Here is a 22,158-nt window from a genome sequence, read left to right as displayed (position 1 = left end):
TATGCTTAACCGTAGAAACTTTCTGGCGGCTGCTGCGCTTACCGCTACGCTGACCATGCCAATGATGGCCTCCACCGCTCAGGCTGCTGACTGGAGCAAGGACTACCCAGAAATCGTTCTGGGCGTGATCCCAGCAGAAAACGCTTCGACCACTTCCGACCGTTATGCACCTCTGGCTGCCTATCTCGGCAAGGAACTCGGCACGAAGGTCACGCTGCGCGTTGCCAACGACTATGCTGCTGTAATCGAGGGCCAGCGCGCCGGTAACATCCAGATCGCATTCTATGGCCCGGCATCTTATTCCCGCGCCGTCATGACTGGTGTTGAGACCACGCCGCTTGTCAACCAGCGTCACGACACTGGCGTCAACGGCTATTATTCGGTTGTTTATGTTCGCGCTGACAGCCCGTACAAGACCATGGAAGACCTGAAGGGCAAGACCATTGCTCTCGTCGATCCAAATTCGACCTCGGGTAACAACGCTCCGCGCTTCTTCCTCAACCGTGACGGTTATAGTGTCGATACGTTCTTCGGTAAGAACTTCTTCGCTGGCAGCCATGAAAACGCCGTTCTCGCTCTCGCGCAGGGTACCGCAGACGCTGCTGCCAACTCCTGGAATTCGGAAGACGACTCCAACCTGACCCGCATGGTCAGCCGCGGCGTTCTGAAAGACGCCAACGGCAAGGCAATGACGAAGGATGATTTCCGCATCATCTTCAAGTCGGACTTCCTTCCTGAAGGTCCGTTCGCTGTTCTCAGCGCGCTGCCCGACCAGCTGAAGGCCGACATCAAGCAGGCTTTCCTCGACATGCCGAAGAAGGACAAGGCCGGCTTTGACGCTCTTTCCGACGGAAAGGACAAGGAATTCGTAGCCACCGAAGCCAAGGACTATGAACCGATCATCGAGATGCTCAAGTTCAACGACAAGGCACGCAAGTCCTAATCCGTAGAATAATTGAAGTGCCCGAAGCCGCTAAAGCTTCGGGCACTTTTATTAGGGAATCTCGCATGACGGTATCCTCACTAGACGGCAACGGAGCAAAAAGCCTGCTTGCCGATTATCGGAGAGAAGTTGGCAAACGACGTCTCTACGGTATCGCGCTCCTTCTTGCGCTTGTCGTTGTCGCCATTGCTGCCTCCGTCGTTGCCGATGTTCGGCCGGGCACGCTGGTCGAAAATCTCTTTCGCTTTACAAGCTATCTCGGTCGCATTCTGCCGGATCTGACCTTCGCCAATTTCTGGGGCGATCTGGCTGCGTGGTACTGGAACCTCGGCGGCTGGCTCAAGATGCTGTTCGAGACACTGCTGATCGCCTATCTGGCGACATTGATCGGTGCGGTCGTCGCTTTTGCCGCATCATTCGCAGCATCGTCCAATATGGCTCCCAATTCGACGGTGCGTTTTATTGTGCGTCGCGGGCTGGAACTGTTGCGCACGGTTCCGGAAATCGTCTTCGCGCTGCTTTTCGTTATCGCCTTCGGGCTTGGACCGATGGCCGGTGTGCTGGCTCTGATGCTTCACACGACAGGTGCACTGGGCAAGCTGTTTTCCGAAGTCGTCGAAAACATCGACATGCGCCCGGTGGAGGGCATTCGCGCATCGGGCGGTTCTGGCTTGCAGGTCATTCGCTTTGCCGTGCTTCCGCAAGTGGCAGCGAATTTTGCTTCCTATGGCCTGCTGCGCTTTGAAATCAACGTGCGCGGCGCTTCCGTCATGGGCTTTGTGGGGGCGGGTGGTATCGGGCAGGAACTGCTCACCTCGATCCGCCAATTCTATTACAGCGATGTCAGCGCCATCCTGGTTCTGATTATCGTGACCATTGTTGTCATCGACCTCATTACACAGCGCGTGCGACATGCACTACTTGGCCGTATAGGTTGAGGAGAGAGAATTATGACCGACATTGCACAAACTCTCTCCCGTGAGGCACATGCACACGAAAAGGAATTGAGGACCGAATACGCCGATCTGTTCGGCAATGGCCGCACATGGCGCAATCTGGCGATTTTAACCGTAGCTGTTATAGCGTCGGTCTGGTTCGCCTTCTACTGGCTTGATTTCTCGCTGCTGCGTATTCTCAACGGCCTCGGGCGCCTTGGCGATTTCGCCTTGATGATGATGCCACCATCGTCAGGCGGACGTTTCAGCCTCTATCTGTGGTCGATGATGGAAACGCTGGCAATCGCCTATCTCGGCACATTGCTGGCGGCAATCCTCGCCTTTCCGTTCGGGTTCCTGGCGGCGAAGAACATTATCCCGAATGTGTTCCTGCATTTTGGCATTCGCCGCTTCCTCGACACCATTCGCGGCGTCGATACGCTGATCTGGGCGCTGATCTGGGTTTCGGTTGTGGGGCTTGGACCGTTTGCCGGTATTCTCGCCATCGCCTGCTCGGATTTCGGGGCATTCGGCAAGCTTTTCTCCGAAGCCATTGAAGGTGCTGACAAGAAGCCGGTCGAAGGTGTGGTTTCATCGGGCGGCGGCAGACTGCACGGTTATCGCTTTGGCGTGCTGCCGCAGGTTCTGCCGCTGATCGGCAGTCAGGTGCTTTACTTCTTTGAGTCGAATACCCGTTCGGCGACAATCATCGGCATCGTCGGGGCAGGCGGGATCGGCGCGCATCTGGCCGAGCAGATCAAGGTTCTGAACCTTCAGGATGTTTCCTTCCTGATTATCATGATCCTGATCGCCGTCGCCGTGATCGACTGGTTCTCGTCCAAGCTTCGTCACGCCATGATCGGCAAGAAGGCGCAGAAATCGGCTTAACCGTTGATGAGTGTCTTGATGCCGTCGGCAACGAACTGAACGGCAAGCGCTGCCAGAATGACGCCGAGCAAGCGGGTCAGGATGGAACGACCGGTTTCGCCCAAAAACCGGTCGACGCGCTCCGCCAGCAGCAGCACGAGATAGGTAATCAGCAGGCAGACGAAGATAACGCCAAGCAGAGCGGCTCGCGGTCCAATTCCATGGAACGAGTCCGAGGTCAGCACGATAGCCGAGATCGCTCCGGGACCGGCAATCAGCGGAATGGCGAGCGGGAAGGCGGCTATATTGCGGATATGGTCTTTGGTGATGGCAACCTCGGCGCTCTTTTCCTTGCGCTCCGTCCGCTTCTCGAAAATCATTTCAAAAGCGATCCAGAACAGCAACAGGCCACCGGCAACGCGGAACGCGCCAATGGTAATGCCGAACATGCCGAGTATCTGCGCGCCCGCAATGGCAAAGAGCGCCATCACGATAAAACCGATGATAGAAGCGCGTAACGCCACCTGTCCGCGGTGGTGCCGCTCCATGCCCGGCGTCAGGGCCAGAAACAACGGCGCCAGTCCGGGCGGATCGATTGTAACAAGCAGGGTGACGAACGCGCTGAAAACCGTATCGTAGAACCCCATACTGCAAGCGCCCTTCTTGTTGGCATGTTATGCTCAATCGGATACATGGATTGTAGACGATCAGTGGCGCATGGTCGACGCAAAGCGCCGTGACGGGCAACATCGTTGCTCAATCTTTATGTGAATATCTTTTAAGTCATTGAATTGATATACGGAAATAGCTCGCCGAAACGGTCGCGAAATTGGCGTTTTTTGCTGGTTTCCGTTATAAAGTGACTTTATCGATTCTGTTGAGAAAGAAATCTGAATAGTGTCAGATCAAACGCCTCCACCCGGTTCCGACGATATGAATGGTGGCCCAAACGGCGGCCCTAGCGGTATCGAACCGATTTCCATTATCGAGGAGATGCAGCGCTCCTATCTCGATTACGCGATGAGCGTTATCGTGAGCCGTGCGTTGCCCGATGTGCGCGACGGCCTGAAGCCCGTGCATCGCCGCATTCTCCACGCCATGAACGAGATGAACCTCGCCTATAACCGCCCGTACCGCAAGTCGGCGGGTGTGGTCGGTGAGGTCATGGGTAAGTATCACCCGCATGGCGACGCATCTATTTATGACGCTCTCGTGCGTATGGCGCAGGATTTTTCCATGCGCGATCCGCTGGTCGACGGGCAGGGCAATTTCGGCTCCATCGACGGCGATCCTCCGGCGGCGATGCGTTACACCGAATGTCGTCTGGAAAAGCTTACCGAATCCATCCTGTCGGATATCGACAAGGATACGGTCGACTTCCAGGACAATTATGACGGCCGCGAGCAGGAACCTGTGGTTATGCCTGCACGCTTCCCGAACCTGCTTGTCAACGGTTCGGGCGGTATCGCTGTCGGCATGGCGACCAATATTCCGCCGCACAATCTCGGCGAAATCATCGACGGTTGCATTGCGCTGATCGACAATCCGGCCATCGAGCTTCCCGAATTGATGGAAATCATTCCAGGTCCGGATTTCCCGACTGGCGGCATCATTCTTGGACGCGCAGGCATCAATTCCGCCTACACGACCGGACGCGGTTCGGTGGTCATGCGCGGACGCGCCACCATTGAGCCGATGCGTGGTGACCGCGAAGCCATTATCATCACCGAGATTCCGTATCAGGTGAACAAGGCTTCGATGATCGAGAAGATGGCCGAACTGGTGCGTGACAAGCGCATCGAAGGCATTTCCGATCTGCGCGACGAATCCGACCGCGAAGGCTATCGCGTCGTGGTGGAACTCAAGCGCGATGCCGTTGCCGATGTCGTACTGAACCAGCTCTATCGTTACACGCCGCTGCAGACCTCGTTCGGCTGCAACATGGTGGCGCTGAACGGCGGCAAGCCGGAACAGCTCAATCTGCTCGATATGCTGCGCGCATTCGTCGTCTTCCGCGAGGAAGTGGTGACGCGCCGTACCAAGTTCCTGCTCAACAAGGCGCGCGACCGCGCGCATGTGTTGGTGGGTCTTGCAATTGCCGTTGCCAATATCGATGAGGTGATTGCACTCATTCGCCGTGCGCCCGATCCGACGACGGCGCGCGAGCAGTTGATGGAACGTCGCTGGCCGGCAGTCGATGTAGCGCCGCTGATCCGTCTGATCGACGATCCGCGACACACCATCAATGAGGACAACACCTACAATCTCTCCGAGGAACAGGCTCGTGCCATTCTCGATCTGCGTCTGCAGCGCCTGACCGCGCTCGGTCGCGACGAAGTGGCCGACGAACTGAACAAGATCGGCGAGGAAATCCGCGATTATCTCGACATCCTCTCATCGCGCCTGCGCGTGATGACGATCGTCAAGGACGAGATGATTGCGGTTCGCGATGAGTTCGCAACGCCGCGCCGCACCGAAATCGGTTTCGGTGGCGCTGAAATGGACGATGAAGACCTGATCGCCCGCGAGGATATGGTCGTCACCGTCAGCCATGCAGGCTATATCAAGCGCGTTCCGCTGACGACCTATCGTGCGCAGCGTCGTGGCGGCAAGGGTCGTTCCGGCATGGCAACGAAGGACGAGGATTTCGTCACGCGCCTGTTCGTCGCCAATACGCATACGCCGGTTCTGTTCTTCTCCTCGCGTGGCATTGTCTACAAGGAGAAGGTCTGGCGTCTGCCTGTCGGTACACCGCAGTCGCGCGGCAAGGCGCTCATCAACATGCTGCCATTGCAGCAGGGCGAGCGCATCACCACAATCATGCCGCTGCCGGAGGATGAAGAATCCTGGGCAAACCTCGACGTCATGTTCTCGACTACGCGCGGTACGGTTCGCCGTAACAAGCTGTCGGACTTCGTGCAGGTCAACCGCAACGGCAAGATTGCGATGAAGCTCGAAGACGAGGGCGATGAAATCCTCTCGGTCGATACCTGTACGGAATTCGACGACGTGCTTCTGACCTGTGCTGGCGGCCAGTGCATCCGCTTCCCGGTTACCGATGTGCGCGTCTTTGCAGGCCGCAACTCCATCGGCGTGCGTGGCATCAATCTGGCCGATGGCGACAAGGTCATCTCCATGGCTATCCTGCATCATGTCGATGCCGATGCATCGACCCGTTCCGCCTATCTCAAGCGTTCGATTGCCGAGCGCAGGGCGCAGGGTGCGGACGATGCCGATGATATTGTTGTGGTCGGTGAAGACGTTGGAACCGATGCGGAACTGACCGAAGAACTCTATCAGGAGCTGAAGGCTCGCGAAGAAACCGTGCTGACTGTCAGCGAATACGGTTACGGCAAGCGTTCCTCATCTTACGAGTTCCGCGTTTCCGGTCGTGGTGGCAAGGGCATTCGCGCCACCGATACGTCGAAGACCGACGAAATCGGCAAGCTTGTTGCCCTGTTCCCGGTCGAGGCAAGCGATCAGATTCTGCTCGTTTCCGATGGCGGACAGCTCATTCGTGTACCGGTTGACGGTATTCGCATTGCCGGACGTTCCACCAAGGGCGTCACGATCTTCAATACGGCGGACGGCGAGAAGGTCGTCTCGGTCGAACGCATATCCGAAGCGGATAGCGACGAAGAAAACGGCAATGATGGCGAGGCAGCTTCCGAAGGTGAAACACCAACGGCGGGCACCGAAGAATAGTCAGGAAGCTCCGGCTTTTTGTTCTGAACAATGAAAAAGGCCGATGGCGGGAACCATCGGCCTTTTTCAGATGCCAAGACTGGAGGAATTGGCGATCACACAAACTCTTTGCCAGCAAGCTCCAACGCTATTGCGTGAACTCGGCTGTTATTACTTAGCGCGAACGCATGTTGCGCAAGCTGTTGATGTCGAATGCCACCTGACGCACGCGCTGACGCTTGGCTTCGTTCTCGTCGAGAAGCAATATGATTGCCGACGCAGCCATCGCGACCATCATGGATAATGCCAGAAGAAAGATCATCATCGTGTTATCCTTTCGACATACATACGCTTCAGAAGCGAAAAGGTTGCACCAAACTTGCACCTATCTTGGTAAATCGGTTGTGAACTTGTCGTGAAATCGCTGTTCATTTCGCGTTCATCTGGTTTCTTGGTTTCTGTTTTCTTATCGCAGTGGTTCTTGTTGAAAATCCCGTCAGAAAAGGCTAGCTGGAAGAAATGACGATCGCGATTTATGCGGGCTCCTTCGACCCGGTGACAAACGGCCATATGGATGTCCTCAAAGGTGCCCTGCGCCTTGCCGACGAGGTTATTGTCGCAATCGGCGTTCATCCCGGCAAAAGACCTCTCTTCACCTTCGAGGAACGCGTGGCGCTCATCGGTGAAAGCTCGAAGGCTGTATTGGGCAAGGATGCAGGCCGGGTTTCCGTCATTTCCTTCGACGGGCTGGTTATCGATGCAGCACGCAAACATGCCGCACAATTGATGGTGCGCGGTTTGCGCGACGGAACCGATCTCGACTATGAAATGCAGATGGCGGGCATGAATGGCACGATGGCGCCGGAATTGCAGACCGTGTTCCTCCCGGCAGACCCGGCAGTGCGCACGATTACCGCCACATTGGTTCGCCAGATTGCCTCCATGGGCGGCGATATAAAGCCTTTCGTTCCTGCGGCTGTTGCTGCCGCCTTGAACGCCAAATTCAAATCCTGATCACAGGGAGTTTTTCGATCATGTCTTTCTTTCGTTCGGCGCTTGCCGCTGTTGCCTTTATCGCGCTGTCGCAAGGTGCGGTCCAGACGGCTTCCGCCGTCAAGGCCGAAAACACCGTGGTTCTCAAGCTGAAGGACGGCGACGTTGCCATCCAGCTTCGCCCCGATCTCGCACCGAAGCATGTTGCCCAGATTGAAAAGCTGGTCGGAGAAGGCGCATATAACGGTGTTGCCTTCCATCGCGTCATTCCGGGCTTCATGGCCCAGACCGGCGATGTGAAGTTTGGTAATGTGGACAAGGGCTTCGATGCTTCGCGCGTCGGCACCGGCGGTTCCGACTATCCGGATATTCCGGCCGAATTCTCCAAGGAACCCTTCGTGCGCGGCACGGTCGGCATGGCCCGCAGCCAGAACCCGAATTCGGCCAATTCGCAATTCTTCATCATGTTTGCGGACGGCGCGTTCCTCAACGGCCAGTATACCGTGGTCGGCAAGGTTGTCAGCGGTATGGATGTCGTCGACAAGATAAAGAAGGGTAGCGAATCCGATAATGGTGCCGTGGAAAACCCAGACAAGATCATCAAGGCCACGCTTCAGGCCGGTAAAAAGTAAATACAAGGAGAGGCCCAATGGCTTACAAAGACCCTGAAAACACGCTCGTTCTTGAAACCACCAAGGGCAATGTCGTGCTCGAACTCTACCCGGACCTCGCGCCGGATCATGTTGCGCGCGTCAAGGAACTGGCTCGCGAAGGCGCTTATGACGGCGTTGTATTCCACCGCGTGATCGACGGCTTCATGGCCCAGACCGGCGACGTGAAGTTCGGCAAGACCGGTGGTGCTCATTTCAATGGCTCGCGCGCCGGCATGGGCGGTTCGGACAAGCCGGACCTGAAGGCTGAGTTCTCCAACACGCCGCACAAGCGCGGTACTGCTTCGATGGCACGTTCGGCCAACCCGAATTCGGCCAATTCGCAGTTCTTCATCTGCTTTGCCGACGCTCCGTGGCTCGACCGCCAGTACAGCGTCTGGGGCCAGGTCATTGAAGGCATGGATAATGTCGACAAGATCAAGCGCGGTGAGCCTGTATCCGATCCGGACACGATCGTGACGGCCCGCATCGCTGCCGACATCTGATCCTGCCAATTCCATTGAGAAATTACGGCTCCGGTTCATGCCGGGGCCGTAATTTGTTTACCGCATTTCCGAACGCATCGAAGCGGGATCAGAAATCAGTCCAGTGGACTGATTTCCCCGCGTAGGCGCTTCGCACTTTTGCTGGAAATGCTTTAGAGGTTCAAAATGCGTGTTGATCTTTTCGATTTCGATTTGCCGGAAGAGAGCATTGCTCTGCGTCCAGCGGAGCCGCGTGACCACGCGAGATTGTTGCGTGTCCGTCCCGGCCAGCCATTCGAAGATCGACAGGTATTCGAATTGCCCGATCTGTTACAGCCGGGCGATGCACTCGTGTTCAACGACACAAAAGTCATTCCAGCGCAGCTTGAAGGCATGCGCGAGCGCGACGGCAATATTTCGCAGGTCAGCGCCACGCTGCATATGCGCACCGGTCCTGATCGCTGGAAAGCATTTCTACGTCCCGGCAAGCGCGTAAAGGAAGGCGACCGCATCCGTTTCGGCCATTCCGGTTCAAGCTGCTTCCTCGGAACACTTGATGCAACCGTAGCGGAAAAGGGCGATGCAGGCGAAGCGCTTCTCGTCTTCGATTTATCTGGCGCCATGCTGGACGAGGCCATCGCATCTGTCGGGCACATTCCCCTGCCACCCTATATCGCGTCGAAGCGCGCTGAAGATGAGCGCGACCGCAAGGATTACCAGACGGTTTATGCCCGCGAGGAGGGGGCCGTTGCAGCTCCCACTGCCGGATTGCATTTCACGCCCGACCTTCTGGAAAAGATCAAGGCCAAAGGCGTTGAAGAACATTTTGTAACGCTGCATGTGGGGGCGGGAACGTTCTTGCCGGTTAAGGCCGATGACACGACCGACCACAAGATGCATTCGGAAATCGGATATGTGTCGCAGCGGACTGCCAATGCACTCAATGCTGTGCATGAGCGGGGCGGCAGGATCGTCTGTGTCGGCACGACATCGTTGCGCCTGATCGAAAGTGCGGCAGGTGAAGACGGCATCATCCGTCCGTGGGCAGGCCCAACTGATATTTTCATTACACCCGGCTATCGCTTCCGGGCCGTAGATCTGCTGATGACCAACTTCCATCTGCCGCGCTCGACGCTGTTCATGCTGGTGTCGGCCTTCAGCGGTCTCGATACGATGCGCGCCGCCTATGAACACGCTATCGCCAACGGCTATCGCTTTTATTCCTATGGTGACGGCAGCTTGCTAGAGCGAGCCGACAAAGCTAAAGACACCGCATGACTCCGGAAAACCTAAAAACAACCGAAAACTTCGAATTCAAAGTGCTGGCAACCGACGGCGCGGCTCGGCAGGGCGAGATTTCCATGCCGCGCGGCGTGGTGCGTACCCCTGCCTTCATGCCGGTCGGTACGGCCGGCACGGTCAAGGCCATGTATATGGACCAGGTGAAAGAACTTGGTGCCGATATCATCCTTGGCAATACCTATCACCTGATGCTGCGCCCAGGTGCCGAGCGCGTGGCGCGTCTTGGGGGCTTGCACGAATTCGGGGGCTGGAAAGGCCCTATCCTTACCGATTCCGGTGGGTTTCAGGTCATGTCGCTGGCGCAGTTGCGCAAGCTCGATGAGAACGGCGTGACATTCCGCTCGCATATCGACGGCAAGGCGTATGAAATGACGCCGGAGCGGTCCATCGAGATTCAGGGATTGCTCGATTCCGATATCCAGATGCAGCTCGATGAATGCGTGGCGCTACCTTCACCGGAAAAGAACACCGAGCGCGCAATGGAATTGTCGCTGCGCTGGGCCGAGCGCTGCAAGGTCGCTTTCGGCAATCAGCCGGGCAAGGCGATGTTCGGCATCGTGCAGGGCGGCGACGTGGCGCGCCTGCGCGAGAAATCGGCGGAAGCGCTGAAGGCTATGGACCTCAAGGGCTATTCGGTTGGTGGGCTTGCGGTCGGCGAACCGCAGCAGGTGATGCTCGACATGCTGGAAGTGGTCTGCCCGATCCTGCCATCGGAAAAGCCGCGTTACCTGATGGGTGTCGGCACGCCGGATGATATTTTGAAGTCGGTCGCGCGCGGGATCGATATGTTCGATTGCGTGATGCCAACACGTGCAGGTCGTCACGGCCTCGCATTTACGCGCTTCGGCAAGGTGAACCTGCGCAATGCGCGCCATGCAGACGATCATCGTCCGCTTGATCCGGAATCGGATTGCCCGGCGTCACGCGACTATAGCCGCGCCTATCTGCATCATCTGGTGAAATCCGGTGAAGCGCTTGGCGCCATGCTGCTCACCTGGAACAATCTCGCCTATTATCAGTATCTGATGAAGGGCATCCGCGCATCGATTGCCGATGGGCGCTTTGGCGAATTTTCCGCCGAAACCTCGGAAGGCTGGGCGAGGGGCGATATAGCCCCGCTCTGATTCGCGAACTGCCAAAACGAAGGGCGCCCGGCGCCCTTTTTCGTTATTGCTGTCAGTTTTCTGTCAGCATGTTTTCCAAACGGACGAGAACAGCGCGCTGTTCCTCATCGTTCAGGATTTCACATTCCATCAATTTGGAGCATTCGAGACCCGCGACGGCCAGATAGACAATCAGCGCTGTGTCGGAATCGGTTGTGTCCTTGATCATGCGGTCGAGAAAAGCCCTGTGATAGTGCCGAACGGGCACCATGAAACCGGGATCTTCGGCAAGCGCAGCAAGGACACCACAGGCTGGCGGCTCATCATCGGCTTGCACCCGGTAAACATCGAGAAAAGCCCGCGCCACACGATTTTTATCGCCTTTCTGGAGTGTTTCCTGAACCTCCATGGCGTGTTCGTGCTCTTTCATATATTCTTCGACCACTGCTTCGAGCAGTTTGGCCTTTGTCGGAAAAGAATAAAGCAATCCGCCTTTTGAAAGCCCGGCACGGGCTGCTACGGCATCGAGAGAGAGGTGAGCGGGTCCGATCTCACGGGCAAGTTCGGTAGCAGCGCGCAAAATACGTTCGCGCGACGAGACTTTCTTTTTTGTTAGCAACTTACTGGTGTCTCCTGACAGTTCGTGTGTTGACAATACCGTCTGGACGGTACAGTTATTCGCCACTTTCATTCAAGTAAAATACGCGCGACCTTTGCGTGAATGCGAAAGAAGGCGCCGCGGCCAATCCCCCAACCCTGATCAATCAGGGAGCCATCTGGAGTGCATCCGCAATGATCAAGCGCCTTATTCTGGCAATAATATTCCTCGTGATCGTCGTTGGAGGCCTCGTTGGCTTTAACCTGTTCCGATCACAGGCCATCAAAGACTTTTTCGCCAATATGCAGCAGCCCGCCCAGACGGTTTCGACCGTCACGGTGGAGCCGGGCGTCTGGAAGCCGGGCGTCGAAGCGATCGGTACGGCCAATGCACTCAATGGTGTCGATCTGACCGTGCAGCTCGACGGCCTTGTGCAGAAGATCAACTTCAAGGCCAATCAGGAAGTCAAGGAAGGCGATCTGCTGCTTCAGATGGAAGACAGCATTCAGAAAGCAGACCTCGCAGCCGCTGAAGCCGAAGCCGTTCTTGCCCAGCAAAACCTGAAGCGAGCTGACACGTTACGCACTCGTGGCGTTGGTGCTGTGTCGAATGTCGATACAACAGCTTCGGTCGCCGATGCCGCAAGCGCGCGCGTCGAGAAAATGCGTGCAACGCTGGCCCAGAAGTCCGTCAAGGCTCCATTCTCCGGCGTCATCGGTATTTCCAAGGTCGATTTGGGTCAGTATCTGACACCGGGTACGGTCATTGCTACCTTACAGGACACGGGAGTGATGCGTATCGATTTCACCGTCCCGGAACAGTCGCTTTCCTCCATCAAGCTCGGACAGACCGTCAAAGTCGGTTCAACTGCAGAAGCGCTTGATTTCACTGGCACGATTGTCGGTATCGATCCGAAGATCGACCCGACGACTCGTCTGGTCTCTGTGCGCGCTGAAGTGCAGAACCCAGATCACGAACTGACACCGGGCCAGTTTGTGCAGGTTCGTGTAGAGCTGCCGGAAGAAGACAACGTCATTGCACTGCCGCAGACCACGATCATCTCCAGTCTGTATGGTGACTATGTCTACGCGGTCCGTCCGGAACAGAAGCAGGACGATGCAAAGGCTGCTGAAGGCGACAATGCCGCTGGAGCCGCCAAGGCTCCTGCAGCCGATGCTAAGCCGGAAGAAGGCCAGAAGCAGGTCGCGCAGCAGGTCTTCATCAAGCTTGGACGTCGTTATTCCGGTCTTGTCGAAGTGACGAACGGTCTCAAGGCTGGCGATATCATCATCACCGCAGGCCAGAACCGGCTCTCGCCCGGTGTTCCGGTGAAAATCGACAACACCGTCAATCCGATTCCGGCCGGCCAACCGGCTGACAAGCAATAGGCGATCCCGATGAGCTTTTCCGATATTTTCATCCGGCGCCCCGTGCTTGCCACGGTGGTCGCCCTCATGATCATTCTGTTGGGCCTTCAGGGTATCGCGCAGCTGACGGTGCGCGAATATCCGAAGGTCGACGAAACCGTCATCACAGTCACGACGAATTATGCCGGTGCGAGTGCCGATCTCATTCAGGGCTTCATCACCGCACCGATCGCAGAAGCAGTCGCAACCACCGAAAACATTGACTATGTGACGTCTTCGAGCCGTCCATCTTCGAGCACGGTCACCGTGCAGATGAAGCTCGGTGCGAACCCGGATGCGGCGCTGACGGAAGTTATCGCCAAGGTCAATCAGGTTCGCGGCGACTTGCCGGACGAATCCGACGATCCGGTCATCGTCAAGGGAACGGGCCAGAACTTCGCTACCATGTATCTGGCAGCGCAGAACCCGAATATGACGAGCGAACAGATCACCGAATATCTGGAGCGCGTTATCCAGCCGCGTATGTCCACCATTCAGGGTGTTGCGAAGGCTGAGATTCTCGGCGGTCAGGTCTATTCGATGCGCGTCTGGCTCGATCCGATCCAGCTTGCGGCCCGCCAGATCACGGCACCGGAAGTTCTGGCGGCAATCAAAGCCTCCAACTTCCTGTCGGCTCCGGGCACGACAAAGAACGAATATGTGGCGTCTTCGATCACGCTGAAGTCGACCTTGCAGACCCCGGAAGCCTTCGGCGCCATGCCGATCAAGGCTTCGGGGGACGACGTGGTTCGTCTGCGTGATGTGGCGCGGGTCGAACTGGCGGCAAAAAGCACGGACACTATCGTTTCGTTCAACGGTTCGGCGGGTACCTTTCTCGGCGTCTTCCCGACACCGGCGGCAAACCCCATCGACATGGCGGCTGCGGTTCGCAAGGAACTGCCGTCTATTCAGGCATCGCTGCCGGAAGGCATGTCACTTGTTCTCGTCTATGATGCGACCGAGCAGATCAGCTCTTCAATCAAGGAAGTTTTCACGACCATCGGCGAAGCCGTGGCTATCGTGATTTTGGTCATCATCGTCTTCCTCGGGTCGTTCCGTTCGGTGCTCATTCCAATTGTCACGATCCCGATCTCGCTGATCGGCGTGTGCTTCTTCCTTTATGCACTCGGCTTCTCGATCAATCTGTTGTCGCTGCTTGCCATGGTTCTCGCTATCGGCCTTGTGGTCGATGACGCCATCGTGGTTCTGGAGAACATACACCGGCATATCGAAGAGGGCCTCCGGCCTATGGATGCCGCGTTCAAGGGCATGAAGGAAATCACCGGCTCGATCATCGCCATGACGATCACGCTGGCGGCGGTGTTCGCGCCGCTCGGGTTCACAGGCGGCCTGACGGGCGCTCTGTTCCGTGAATTCGCCTTCACACTGGCCGGTGCCGTTATCATTTCTGGTATTGCCGCCTTGACGGTTTCGCCGATGATGTGCGCGCGCATGCTCAAGCATGGCGACCAGACACGGTTCCAGAAGTTCATCGACCGGACCTTCTCGCGCTTCGAGAAGTGGTACCACCGCCGCGTTTCCAACTCGCTCAACTATCGCGGCATCACGCTGATGATCGTTATAGCGCTGATGGGGCTGACTGGATTCCTGTTCATGAACACGTCGAGCGAACTGGCACCGGAAGAAGATTCCGGCGCGCTGTTCTCAATGTTCCAGGCTCCACAATATGCAACCTCGGCCTATACAAACCTCTACGCCGAACAGATCGATGAACTGACCAAGGATCTTCCGGAACTGAAGACCCGCTTCCAGATCGTCGGCATGGACGGCGGCACGACATCGGGTATCGCGCTGTGGGTTCTGAAGGACTGGAACGAGCGTACCCGTTCGCAGAAGCAGATTCAGGAGGACCTGACTGCACGCATATCCAAGGTCGCAGGTGTCGAAGCCTTCATCTTCGCGCCTCCATCCCTGCCGGGGACAGGCGGCGGTCTGCCGATCTCGATTGCCCTGCAGTCGACTGGCCCGGCCGATCAGGTCTTCGCACTGGCTGAAGAAATCAAGAACGAAGCGCAGGCTTCGGGCCAGTACATCATCGTGCAGAACTCGCTCTCCTTCAACGCACCGCAGATCACGATCACAATCGACCGTGACCGCGCGGCGACGCTGGGCGTGCAGATCAGCGATATCGGTTCGACACTTGGTCTTCTGACCGGTGGTGCATCGGTCGCGAAGTTCGACCGCGATTCGAACAGCTATGACATCATCACGCAGGTGCCAGATAGCTATCGTTCGAACCCGGAAAAGCTCGGCGATTTCTATGTGCGCAGCGTATCCGGCTCAATGATACCGCTGTCTTCAGTCATCACGATCAGCCAGAACGCTTCGCCTGCGGCAATCGAGCAGTTCAATCAGCTGAATTCGGCAACGATTTCAGCATTGCCGTTGCCGGGTGTCACAACAGGGCAGGGCCTGCAAACTCTGGTCGATCTGGCCAAATCCAAGATGCCGGAAGGCTTCTTCCTGGATTATTCCGGTCAGTCGCGTCTGGAAGTGGAGCAGGGCAACACGATCCTGATCGCCTTCGGCCTCGCCGTCATCGTGATCTATCTCGTGCTGGCGGCGCAGTTCGAAAGTTTCCGCGATCCGTTCATCATCATGATGTCGGTTCCACTGTCGATCTTCGGTGCCATTGTGCCGCTGAATATCGGTCTCGGTACGCTCAACATCTATACGCAAGTTGGTCTTATCACCCTTGTCGGGCTGATTACCAAGCACGGTATTCTGATGGTGGAATTCGCCAATCAGCAACGCCGTCTGCATGGTCTTTCCCGCCGGGACGCGATCATCGTCGCGGCTGAAACCCGCCTGCGCCCGATCTTGATGACCACGGCGGCAATGGCGCTTGGCGTTGTGCCGCTCATCATCGCAACGGGTGCTGGCGCAGCCGCTCGTTACTCGATGGGTCTGGTGATCTTTACCGGTATCGTGATCGGCACGATCTTCACGCTGTTCGTGGTGCCGATGTTCTACACCTTCATCGCCAAGAAGGATGTGGAAGGCGAATATGTTGCGTCGCCGGAAGAGAGCGGCAAACCGACCGGAGCGGTTTCGACCCAACATCACTGAAACTTGCGTTGAACCAATAATAAAGGGCGGCCTAGAAATAGGTCGCCCTTTATTATTTCCGACGTTGCAAACGCTGCGTTCCAACCCATATGAGCCAGTATGATACCCTTATCCGTTCTCGATCTTTCGCCCGTTCCCGAAGGTAGCGATGCAGCGCAATCGCTGCACAACACGCTGGAACTTGCGCAACATGCCGAACGGCTCGGCTTTCACCGTTACTGGCTTGCCGAACACCACAATATGCCGGGCATCGCCAGTGCTGCGACATCCGTGGTCATCGGTTACGTCGCCAACGGAACGTCCACGATCCGCGTCGGCGCGGGCGGCGTCATGCTGCCCAACCACGCCCCTCTGGTGATTGCAGAACAGTTCGGCACGCTGGCTTCCCTGTTTCCGGGGCGTATCGATCTCGGTCTTGGGCGCGCTCCAGGCACGGACCAGATCACTGCTCATGCGCTTCGTCGCAATCTCGACAGTGACGCGAATGCCTTTCCGCAGGATGTGGTCGAGTTGCTGAATTATTTCAAACCCGCCGAACCCGGCCAGCGTGTGCGCGCAGTGCCGGGCGAGGGGTTGAACGTGCCCGTCTGGATTCTCGGTTCCAGCCTGTTCGGCGCGCAGCTTGCCGCCATGCTGGGGCTGCCTTACGCATTCGCCTCGCACTTTGCGCCTGCAGAGATGGAACGCGCCATCGCTCTTTATCGCGAGCGGTTCGAGCCATCGGAATATATGCAGAAGCCTTATGTAATGCTGGGTCTCAATGTGATTGCAGCGGATACGGACGAAGAGGCGAACTATCTCTTCACGTCGCAGCTGCAGGCTTTCGTCAATCTGCGCAGCGGTCGCCCTGGCAAGCTGCCTGCGCCAGTCGAAGGCTATATGGAGCGGCTTGATCCAGCGGCACAGGCACTTGTTCGCCAGATGTTGTCATGCCGCGTGGTCGGCGGGCCGGAGACTGTGGCGAAGGGCATCAGGACATTTGCAGAGAGCACTGGCGCCGATGAACTGATGTTGACCGGCATGATCCATGATCACAAGAAGCGCCTGCATTCATACGAGATTGCAAGCCGGTCAATCGGCCAGCCCGTCACCTGACCGGTTGCTCTCGCCTTTGATTTCGGTCAGCAGCCAGTCCCGGAATGCAGATACTGCCGGAGTGCTCGAACGAGCCTTCGGCGTTACAAAATAATAGCTGCTCGGACTTTTGACCGTATGCGGACAGGCAACGACAAGCTGGCCGCTTTCTATCTCAGCACGAATGAGGAACAGCGGCATCAGCGCCACACCGAGACCGGCAATGCAGGCTTGAGATACATTCGAGAACTGCTCGAAGCGCATTCCCGGAGAAACCGGGGCCGCGATGTCGAGGCTTTTGAACCAGTGATCCCATGCGCCGGGGCGTGACGCCATGTTGAACAAAGGGAGCGGCAGAAGATCGGTCGGGGCCTGAACCGGGTTTCGCTGGAGAAAAGCGGGGCTGCAGACAGGCGCAACCGTTTCATCCATCAGAAAGACGCTATCGGCGTTGGGCCAGTCCGGCTTTCCGATATGGATCGCCGCATCCAGCCCTTCGCGATCAAAATCGAACTGTCCGATACGCGTCGCAAAATTGAGAATAATATCCGGATACTTTGTCACGAAACGCGGTATGCGCGGTATCAGCCAGCGTGTCCCGAATGTCGGCAGAAACGCGAGATTGAGTGTGGTGCCGCGCATTTGCGACATGACTTGTAGCGAAGCGGCACGAATGGAAGCAAGCGCTGGCCCCACGGACTTCAGATAGGCGCGGCCAGCATCGGACAGAACCACATGACGGCTTGAGCGGTCGAACAGCGCGGTTCCAAGCTGTTCTTCCAGCGCTGCAATCTGTCGGCTCACGGCGCCTTGAGTTAGCGACAGTTCCTCGGCAGCCGCCGAAAAGCTTTCATGCCGCGCAACCGCATCGAAGGCGGCAAGCGCACTGGTGGAGGGAAGCAGGCGTCGCGATATCGAAGTCATGATCCATTACTAAATGGAATAGATCGATGAGTAAACGTCGATTGCACCGAACTTCGGCACGGTTCATATTTCCTGCAAATTTTCATTGAGGAGAATACACTGATGTCACGTGCGGCTTTTAGCTGGGAAGACCCGTTTCTGCTGGATGACCAGCTGACCGAAGACGAGCGCATGATCCGCGACTCGGCCAAGGCTTTCGCGACGGATGTTCTGCTGCCCCGTGTTGAAAAGGCCTATCTGGATGAGACGACCGATCCGGAGCTGTTCCGTCTGATGGGGCAGTCTGGTCTTCTGGGCGTGACGCTTCCTGAAGAATATGGCGCGGCCAATGCGGGCTATGTTGCCTACGGTCTGGTGGCGCGTGAAGTCGAGCGCGTCGATTCCGGTTATCGTTCGATGATGAGCGTGCAGTCGTCGCTCGTGATGTATCCGATCTATGCCTATGGCTCGGACGTACAGCGCAAGAAATATCTTCCGGGCCTTGTTTCCGGCGAATTGATCGGCTGCTTCGGCCTGACTGAGCCCGATGCAGGCTCCGATCCGGCAGGCATGAAGACCCGCGCCGAAAAGATAGACGGCGGCTATCGTCTCAGCGGCTCGAAGATGTGGATTTCGAATTCGCCAATCGCGGATGTGTTCGTCGTCTGGGCAAAGTCAGCCGCGCATGACAACGCCATTCGCGGCTTCATCCTTGAAAAGGGTATGAAGGGCCTTTCCGCGCCGAAAATCGGCGGCAAGCTTTCGCTGCGCGCATCGATCACCGGCGAAATCGTCATGGATGGTGTCGAAGTTTCGGAAGATGCACTTCTGCCGAATGTCTCTGGTCTCAAGGGGCCGTTCGGCTGCCTCAATCGCGCCCGTTATGGCATTTCCTGGGGCGTCCTCGGCGCTGCAGAAGATTGCTGGTTCCGTGCCCGTCAGTATGGCCTCGATCGCAAGCAGTTCGACAAGCCGCTGGCCGGTACGCAGCTTTACCAGAAGAAGCTGGCTGATATGCAGACCGAAATCGCTCTTGGCCTTCAGGCAAGCTTGCGCGTCGGCCGTCTGTTCGATGACGGCAGGATGGCTCCGGAAATGATCTCCATCGTCAAGCGCAACAATTGCGGCAAGGCGCTCGATATTGCCCGTCAGGCGCGTGATATGCACGGCGGCAACGGCATCCAGATCGAATACCACGTCATGCGCCACGCACAGAATCTGGAAACGGTAAATACCTATGAAGGCACGCATGACGTTCATGCGTTGATCCTGGGCCGTGCCCAGACCGGCATTCAGGCTTTCTTCTGATCGCTGTACCGCCAAGCCTTCCATTCGGGCCCGTTCGCAGTTCGCGGGCGGGCCTCTTTATTTTTGTACGGGATTGCTGAAAATGCAGAATACACCGCTTGACGGTCTCAAGGTGGTAGAACTGGCGCGCATTCTTGCCGGGCCATGGGTAGGGCAGACGCTTTCTGATCTTGGAGCAGATGTCATCAAGGTGGAAAGCCCTGAAGGCGACGATACGCGCAAATGGGGCCCGCCATTTATCGATGTGGAAGGCGAACAATCAGCGGCCTATTTCCACGCCTGCAATCGCGGCAAGCGCTCGATTACGGCCGATTTCCGCACCGACGAGGGCAGGGAACTGGTGCGCCAGCTTGTGGCTGACGCCGATGTGGTCATCGAGAATTTCAAGCTGGGCGGTCTCGACAAATATGGCCTCGACTATGAGAGCCTGAAGGCCATCAATCCACGCCTGATCTATTGCTCGATCACCGGTTTCGGCCATACCGGGCCATATGCGGAGCGCGCAGGCTACGATTTCATGATTCAGGGCATGGGCGGCATTATGGATCTCACCGGCGAGCCTGACGGTGAGCCACAAAAGATCGGTGTGGCTTTCGCCGACATTTTTACAGGGCTTTACAGCGTGATTGCGATCCAGTCCGCACTCATCATGCGCGAGCGCACCGGCACCGGCCAGCATATCGATATGGCGCTGTTCGACTGCATGTCTGCGGTCCTTGCCAATCAGGCCATGAATTTTCTGGCCTCAGGTGTTTCGCCAAAACGCATGGGCAACGCGCATCCCAATATCGCGCCATATCAGACGCTGCCCGTTTCCGACGGCTATTTCATCATCGCCTGCGGCAATGACGGACAGTTCGGGAAACTGACCTCGTTGCTTGGCATTGGTGACATCGCCGCTAACGAGCGTTTCGTCAGCAATTCGGCGCGCGTGGCCAATCGAGCTGCCCTGACGGCACTTCTGGAAGAAAAGACACGTGCTTGGAAGCGCGACGATCTTCTGGCCGAACTCGCTAGAATCGGCGTGCCAGCCGGTCCGATCAATACGGTAGCCGATGTATTCGCAGACCCGCAATTCGAGGCGAGGGCAATGAAGATTGATCCGCAAGGCGTTCCCGGCCTGAGAACGCCCATTCGTTTCTCCGATGCAGAATTGAAGCTCGACAAGCGTTCGCCGAAGCTTGGGGAGCATAGCGACGCAATCCGTTCGGAAATCGGTAAAAACTGATCGGGAATAGTGTCATCAGCCAGACGCGCTCTTCATCGAAGGGCGCGTTTTTTGTTTGTAATGCATCGATAGGAAGTGAAGATCTCTAATCAAGAAATAGCTGTAACCCCTTGCGGGGAAAACATTTTAAATTGTTCTTGAGAGAAGATGGTGCGGTCGAGAAGACTCGAACTTCCACGGGTTGCCCCACAGCGACCTCAACGCTGCGCGTCTACCAATTCCGCCACGACCGCCCGTGGTAGGAGCCGAACTCCGTCGGCGAGTGGGCATTTAGCAAATCACTTTGGGGTGCACAAGCCCCATCTGCATCTTCCGGCAATCTTTTTGAAAAAGAATGTGAAAAAGCTGGCGCTCAATCATCGATGACATGGTCAAAACCGCGATTTTCCGGGCTTTTTCAAAGACTTCCACAAATCGAAAAAAATTCCGAAAAACGTCATCGAGCGAGAGCGTTGCGAGGGAAGAGAGCACTGCGAGGGGCAATAAAGAGCGAATCCGGCGCATCCGATTCATTCGGATTCGCTTCCAACGACAAAAAAAATCAGCCGGCGATGCCCTGCAGGCGCTTGATATCCTCAAGGCGCTTCAATGTTTCTGCGTAACCGGCATCGATTGCCTCGGATGCGCGATGGAAATCGGCAAGCCCGATCTGTCCCACAATCGGCATGAGCGTAACATCCGGCGGATCGCCAGCCATGCGGGCGCGCGAGATTCGGTCCTGGATGATGTTGAAGGCTTCCATCATCACGCCGGTAATGCCGAGGCGTGCTTCCTTCTCGCCATGAATCGCGTCCGCAAGCCCTTCCTGGCGCGTTTGCGCATGTTTGATGACCGCAGCGCGACCATACTGGTCGTAGTGCAGGTTGACCGCCAGAACCAGGCGTTGCTCATAAGCACGGCACACGGATACGGGGACGGGATTGACGAGTGCGCCATCGACCAGAACACGCTCCTGCCAGCGCACAGGCTCGAAAACGCCGGGCAGGGCATAGGAGGCGCGCATGGCATCGATAAGCGGACCGGAAGACAGCCAGATTTCATGACCGGTGCGCAATTCCGTGCAGATGGCAACGAAGGGGCGATCCAGTTCCTCGATGCGCAAGCCGTCCAGATGCTCGCGCAGACGGCCATCCAGTTTCATCCCGCCGAACAGCCCGCTGCCGCGAAAGGTGATGTCGAGAAGATTGAACATGCGTCGCCGGGTGAGGCTACGGGCGAAATCTTCCAGTTCATCGAGTTTTCCAGCCAGATAACAGCCGCCTACAAGCGCGCCGATAGATGTCCCGGCAATCATCTCGATATCGATATTGGCTTCGTCCAGCGCCCGTAAAACGCCGATATGCGCCCAGCCGCGCGCAGCTCCACCACCCAGCGCCAAGGCTATCCGGCGCGGTTCACGCTTGATTTCAGGCTTCTCGACGATTTCTTCGGCTGGCGGTGCAAGGTCGTTATTCGCAGCCTTCCGCCTCTGCCCCCATGCAAGCATCACGATGGACACCTCTTCGTCTCGATTTGGAGCATTTCCGGCAAAAGACTGAAGCGGCTTGCGTCAGGAAATGCGTAGAACAAATAGCTAAAGCGATTCCGAC

20 protein-coding genes and 1 tRNA gene are annotated in these 22,158 nt (G+C 56.9%); 14 read left to right on the top strand and 7 right to left on the bottom strand.

Annotation, left to right across the window (positions count from 1 at the left end; genetic code table 11):
• The first annotated feature begins 1 nt into the window (after position 1).
• The 3 genes from phnD to phnE (HWX93_RS10610) all read left to right on the top strand — a co-directional run bounded on the left by phnD (position 2) and on the right by phnE (HWX93_RS10610) (position 2,766).
• Entirely contained in the window at positions 2 to 943 is a 942-nt protein-coding gene (phnD, locus tag HWX93_RS10620; protein WP_109987834.1) for a phosphonate ABC transporter substrate-binding protein, read from the top strand.
• A 65-nt stretch (positions 944 to 1,008) separates the two neighbouring features.
• On the top strand, positions 1,009 to 1,881 hold the full coding sequence (phnE, locus tag HWX93_RS10615; RefSeq protein ID WP_176037352.1) for a phosphonate ABC transporter, permease protein PhnE: 873 nt from the start codon (positions 1,009 to 1,011) through the stop codon (positions 1,879 to 1,881).
• Positions 1,882 to 1,893: 12 nt separating this feature from the next.
• Positions 1,894 to 2,766, top strand: coding sequence for a phosphonate ABC transporter, permease protein PhnE (gene phnE / locus HWX93_RS10610; protein WP_176037351.1), 873 nt, complete (start codon positions 1,894 to 1,896; stop codon positions 2,764 to 2,766).
• On the opposite strand, the gene HWX93_RS10605 is transcribed toward phnE (HWX93_RS10610), so the two are convergent.
• Positions 2,763 to 3,392 (bottom strand): MarC family protein, encoded by a 630-nt coding sequence (locus tag HWX93_RS10605; RefSeq protein ID WP_109987837.1) that lies wholly within the window; start codon positions 3,390 to 3,392, stop codon positions 2,763 to 2,765. The genes phnE (HWX93_RS10610) and HWX93_RS10605 overlap by 4 nt on opposite strands.
• Before the next feature lie 286 nt (positions 3,393 to 3,678).
• Here HWX93_RS10605 and gyrA point away from each other — a divergent pair, with 286 nt between their 5' ends.
• On the top strand, positions 3,679 to 6,450 hold the full coding sequence (gyrA, locus tag HWX93_RS10600) for a DNA gyrase subunit A (RefSeq protein ID WP_176037446.1): 2,772 nt from the start codon (positions 3,679 to 3,681) through the stop codon (positions 6,448 to 6,450).
• 154 nt (positions 6,451 to 6,604) lie between these two features.
• Here gyrA and HWX93_RS10595 read toward each other — a convergent pair whose 3' ends face one another.
• Positions 6,605 to 6,754 carry a hypothetical protein gene (locus HWX93_RS10595; protein WP_168436506.1) on the bottom strand — a complete coding sequence of 50 codons (150 nt, stop codon included), beginning with the start codon at positions 6,752 to 6,754 and terminating at the stop codon, positions 6,605 to 6,607.
• A 194-nt stretch (positions 6,755 to 6,948) separates the two neighbouring features.
• Here HWX93_RS10595 and coaD point away from each other — a divergent pair, with 194 nt between their 5' ends.
• From coaD to tgt, 5 genes are all read left to right on the top strand, one after another.
• Positions 6,949 to 7,443 (top strand): pantetheine-phosphate adenylyltransferase, encoded by a 495-nt coding sequence (coaD, locus tag HWX93_RS10590; protein WP_176037350.1) that lies wholly within the window; start codon positions 6,949 to 6,951, stop codon positions 7,441 to 7,443.
• A 20-nt stretch (positions 7,444 to 7,463) separates the two neighbouring features.
• Complete coding sequence (locus HWX93_RS10585; protein ID WP_176037349.1) at positions 7,464 to 8,054, top strand: peptidylprolyl isomerase; 591 nt, start codon at positions 7,464 to 7,466, stop codon at positions 8,052 to 8,054.
• Between the two features lie 17 nt (positions 8,055 to 8,071).
• Positions 8,072 to 8,578 (top strand): peptidylprolyl isomerase, encoded by a 507-nt coding sequence (locus HWX93_RS10580; protein ID WP_104756238.1) that lies wholly within the window; start codon positions 8,072 to 8,074, stop codon positions 8,576 to 8,578.
• A gap of 165 nt (positions 8,579 to 8,743) precedes the next feature.
• On the top strand, positions 8,744 to 9,835 hold the full coding sequence (queA, locus tag HWX93_RS10575) for a tRNA preQ1(34) S-adenosylmethionine ribosyltransferase-isomerase QueA (RefSeq protein ID WP_176037348.1): 1,092 nt from the start codon (positions 8,744 to 8,746) through the stop codon (positions 9,833 to 9,835).
• A complete protein-coding gene (gene tgt / locus HWX93_RS10570) occupies positions 9,832 to 10,983 on the top strand; it encodes a tRNA guanosine(34) transglycosylase Tgt (RefSeq protein WP_176037347.1) in 1,152 nt (383 codons plus the stop codon). Before queA ends, tgt begins: the two co-directional genes overlap by 4 nt.
• Before the next feature lie 52 nt (positions 10,984 to 11,035).
• Here tgt and HWX93_RS10565 read toward each other — a convergent pair whose 3' ends face one another.
• Entirely contained in the window at positions 11,036 to 11,653 is a 618-nt protein-coding gene (locus tag HWX93_RS10565) for a TetR/AcrR family transcriptional regulator (protein ID WP_419190850.1), read from the bottom strand.
• 101 nt (positions 11,654 to 11,754) lie between these two features.
• Between HWX93_RS10565 and HWX93_RS10560 the strand changes: the two genes are divergently transcribed.
• The 3 genes from HWX93_RS10560 (at position 11,755) to HWX93_RS10550 (ending at position 17,151) form a co-directional block, all read left to right on the top strand.
• A complete protein-coding gene (locus HWX93_RS10560; protein WP_176037346.1) occupies positions 11,755 to 12,948 on the top strand; it encodes an efflux RND transporter periplasmic adaptor subunit in 1,194 nt (397 codons plus the stop codon).
• Between the two features lie 9 nt (positions 12,949 to 12,957).
• Positions 12,958 to 16,056, top strand: coding sequence for an efflux RND transporter permease subunit (locus HWX93_RS10555; RefSeq protein ID WP_176037345.1), 3,099 nt, complete (start codon positions 12,958 to 12,960; stop codon positions 16,054 to 16,056).
• A gap of 99 nt (positions 16,057 to 16,155) precedes the next feature.
• Positions 16,156 to 17,151, top strand: coding sequence for an LLM class flavin-dependent oxidoreductase (locus HWX93_RS10550; RefSeq protein ID WP_176037344.1), 996 nt, complete (start codon positions 16,156 to 16,158; stop codon positions 17,149 to 17,151).
• On the opposite strand, the gene HWX93_RS10545 is transcribed toward HWX93_RS10550, so the two are convergent.
• Positions 17,128 to 18,054 carry a LysR family transcriptional regulator gene (locus HWX93_RS10545; RefSeq protein WP_109987847.1) on the bottom strand — a complete coding sequence of 309 codons (927 nt, stop codon included), beginning with the start codon at positions 18,052 to 18,054 and terminating at the stop codon, positions 17,128 to 17,130. The genes HWX93_RS10550 and HWX93_RS10545 overlap by 24 nt on opposite strands.
• Positions 18,055 to 18,156: 102 nt before the next feature.
• On the opposite strand from HWX93_RS10545, the gene HWX93_RS10540 reads away from it, so the two are divergent.
• A complete protein-coding gene (locus HWX93_RS10540) occupies positions 18,157 to 19,341 on the top strand; it encodes an acyl-CoA dehydrogenase (protein ID WP_176037343.1) in 1,185 nt (394 codons plus the stop codon).
• An 82-nt stretch (positions 19,342 to 19,423) separates the two neighbouring features.
• Complete coding sequence (locus HWX93_RS10535; protein WP_176037342.1) at positions 19,424 to 20,569, top strand: CaiB/BaiF CoA transferase family protein; 1,146 nt, start codon at positions 19,424 to 19,426, stop codon at positions 20,567 to 20,569.
• Positions 20,570 to 20,717: 148 nt separating this feature from the next.
• Here the strand turns inward: HWX93_RS10535 and HWX93_RS10530 are convergent.
• The 3 genes from HWX93_RS10530 to HWX93_RS10520 form a co-directional block, all read right to left on the bottom strand.
• A tRNA-Leu gene (locus tag HWX93_RS10530) sits at positions 20,718 to 20,802 on the bottom strand.
• A gap of 37 nt (positions 20,803 to 20,839) precedes the next feature.
• Positions 20,840 to 21,082: a hypothetical protein gene (locus HWX93_RS10525; RefSeq protein WP_176037297.1), complete on the bottom strand. Its 243-nt coding sequence runs from the start codon at positions 21,080 to 21,082 to the stop codon at positions 20,840 to 20,842.
• A 28-nt stretch (positions 21,083 to 21,110) separates the two neighbouring features.
• The gene (locus tag HWX93_RS10520; RefSeq protein WP_109987876.1) at positions 21,111 to 22,058 is read right to left on the bottom strand and encodes a patatin family protein; all 948 of its coding nucleotides are present in this window, start codon (positions 22,056 to 22,058) and stop codon (positions 21,111 to 21,113) included.
• Positions 22,059 to 22,158: the final 100 nt, after the last annotated feature.

Source organism: Brucella tritici, assembly GCF_902825325.1.
GTDB lineage: Bacteria > Pseudomonadota > Alphaproteobacteria > Rhizobiales > Rhizobiaceae > Brucella.
This window is presented reverse-complemented; position numbering and strand designations above follow the sequence as displayed.

Coding starts and splice junctions, on each gene's coding strand:
- HWX93_RS10545 (WP_109987847.1), bottom strand. CDS start 18,054: ATGACTTCGATATCGCGACGCCTGCTTCCCTCCACCAGTGCGCTTGCC.
- queA (WP_176037348.1), top strand. CDS start 8,744: ATGCGTGTTGATCTTTTCGATTTCGATTTGCCGGAAGAGAGCATTGCT.
- HWX93_RS10580 (WP_104756238.1), top strand. CDS start 8,072: ATGGCTTACAAAGACCCTGAAAACACGCTCGTTCTTGAAACCACCAAG.
- HWX93_RS10535 (WP_176037342.1), top strand. CDS start 19,424: ATGCAGAATACACCGCTTGACGGTCTCAAGGTGGTAGAACTGGCGCGC.
- phnE (WP_176037352.1), top strand. CDS start 1,009: ATGACGGTATCCTCACTAGACGGCAACGGAGCAAAAAGCCTGCTTGCC.
- gyrA (WP_176037446.1), top strand. CDS start 3,679: ATGAATGGTGGCCCAAACGGCGGCCCTAGCGGTATCGAACCGATTTCC.
- HWX93_RS10550 (WP_176037344.1), top strand. CDS start 16,156: ATGATACCCTTATCCGTTCTCGATCTTTCGCCCGTTCCCGAAGGTAGC.
- HWX93_RS10540 (WP_176037343.1), top strand. CDS start 18,157: ATGTCACGTGCGGCTTTTAGCTGGGAAGACCCGTTTCTGCTGGATGAC.
- phnE (WP_176037351.1), top strand. CDS start 1,894: ATGACCGACATTGCACAAACTCTCTCCCGTGAGGCACATGCACACGAA.
- HWX93_RS10585 (WP_176037349.1), top strand. CDS start 7,464: ATGTCTTTCTTTCGTTCGGCGCTTGCCGCTGTTGCCTTTATCGCGCTG.
- HWX93_RS10565 (WP_419190850.1), bottom strand. CDS start 11,653: ATGAAAGTGGCGAATAACTGTACCGTCCAGACGGTATTGTCAACACAC.
- HWX93_RS10605 (WP_109987837.1), bottom strand. CDS start 3,392: ATGGGGTTCTACGATACGGTTTTCAGCGCGTTCGTCACCCTGCTTGTT.
- phnD (WP_109987834.1), top strand. CDS start 2: ATGCTTAACCGTAGAAACTTTCTGGCGGCTGCTGCGCTTACCGCTACG.
- tgt (WP_176037347.1), top strand. CDS start 9,832: ATGACTCCGGAAAACCTAAAAACAACCGAAAACTTCGAATTCAAAGTG.
- coaD (WP_176037350.1), top strand. CDS start 6,949: ATGACGATCGCGATTTATGCGGGCTCCTTCGACCCGGTGACAAACGGC.
- HWX93_RS10525 (WP_176037297.1), bottom strand. CDS start 21,082: ATGAATCGGATGCGCCGGATTCGCTCTTTATTGCCCCTCGCAGTGCTC.
- HWX93_RS10555 (WP_176037345.1), top strand. CDS start 12,958: ATGAGCTTTTCCGATATTTTCATCCGGCGCCCCGTGCTTGCCACGGTG.
- HWX93_RS10560 (WP_176037346.1), top strand. CDS start 11,755: ATGATCAAGCGCCTTATTCTGGCAATAATATTCCTCGTGATCGTCGTT.
- HWX93_RS10595 (WP_168436506.1), bottom strand. CDS start 6,754: ATGATGATCTTTCTTCTGGCATTATCCATGATGGTCGCGATGGCTGCG.